The 1,552-nt window shown below is 66.2% G+C and carries 2 protein-coding genes; both read left to right on the forward strand.

The genetic code is table 11. The features are described 5' to 3' along the window. The coding region (locus LQV45_RS31405; protein ID WP_230011281.1) for a BBE domain-containing protein at positions 1-335 on the forward strand (335 nt) is incomplete at its 5' end. 69 nt (positions 336-404) lie between these two features. Further along, a partial coding sequence (locus LQV45_RS31410; protein WP_230011285.1) for a YibE/F family protein occupies positions 405-1,552 on the forward strand: 1,148 nt, incomplete at its 3' end.

The following is a 1,552-nucleotide window of genomic DNA, read 5'->3' on the forward strand; positions in this document are numbered from 1 at the left end:
CCGCGGTACACATCTACCCCATCGATGGTGCGGTCCAGCGGGTGGGCGCGACGGACACGGCGTTCGCCAACCGGAACGTGAAGTTTTCGCCCGTGATCGCGGCGCAGTGGATGGACCCCGCGGAAAACGAGGCAAACATCGCGTGGGTGCGGGACTACGCGGCCGCGTTGCGGCCCTATTCTGCCCCCGGCGGCTACATCAACTTCATGGATGGCGATGACCTGCCCAGGGTTGCGGAGAACTACGGGGAGAACTACAAGCGGCTGAGGGAGGTCAAAGCCAAATACGATCCGCGGAACCTCTTCCACGTCAACCAGAACATCGCGCCGGTGTAAGCGCGGCGTCATCGGTCCTGAGCGGAACCGCCCACGCCGTAAAGTTTTCGGCATGAGGTTGAACTGCTGATGGGCGCCGGACACTCGCACTCCCACAACGAACATCCGGAGCCGACGCCTCAAATGTTGGCTGCGCGGAAGAAGGCCAACTGGATCCTGGCTGCCATCCTGATCCCGCTGACGCTGCTGACCCTGGCGGCCATGTCCTTCATGTGGCCGTCGGGAAGCAAGGAAGGCATCACGCTGGCCAGCCCGTACGCGGCGGCCCCGGGGGTGACGTTTGACACCGGCAAGATCCAGCGGGTCGTCGTCGGCAGCTGTTCGGATATCCAGGCCGGCGGTGACGCCGCCCAGCAGGGCACCTCCGGTTCCGGCGCCGCGCCGCAGCCGCCGAACGAGGGCTCTCAATGCACGTTCGCCTACACTGAGCCGGACAAGGGCGGCAACCCGGTGAAAGTGGTCATCAACCCTGACGTCGCGAAGTCCCACGGCGTGAAGCCCGGGGACGGGATCCGCTACCTGAACCTCTCGAAGGTGCAGGACGCCGCGGGCCAGGGCGCGCCGGCTTATGTCTTCGTCGACTTTGTCCGGACCCTGCCCATCATCTTCCTGGCCGTGCTCTACGCCGTCGTGGTGATCGCCGTGGCGCGCTGGCGCGGACTGCGGGCCCTGATCGGGCTTGTCGGCGCGTACGTTGTGCTTGTCTCGTTCATGCTGCCCGGGCTGGTCGAGGGCAAGCCGCCGCTGCTGCTGGCTCTCGTGGGATCCACGGTGATCATGATCGGGGTGCTCTACTTCGCCCACGGCTTCTCCGCCCGCACGTCGACGGCGCTGCTCGGGACGATGTTCGGCCTCGCTATTACGGCGCTGCTGGCGGCCTGGGCCACCGACGCCGCCAACCTCGCCGGTGTGGGCAGCCACGACGCTGCCACCCTGACCAACATCTCGGACAACATCTCAATCTCCGGCATCATCCTGTGCGGACTGACCATTTCCGGGCTGGGCGTTCTCAACGACGTCACCATCACGCAGTCCTCGGCCGTCTGGGAACTGTGGGAACTCGCCCCCGAAACCAGCGCCCGGCAGCTCTTCACGTCCGCCATGCGGATCGGCCGGGACCACATCGCCTCCACCGTCTACACCATCGCGTTTGCCTACGCCGGCGCGGCCCTGCCGGTGCTGATCCTGGTCATGCTCTACGAGCGGCCGCTCGGGGA

The sequence above is a fragment of the Microbacterium sp. Bi128 genome, assembly GCF_918698205.1.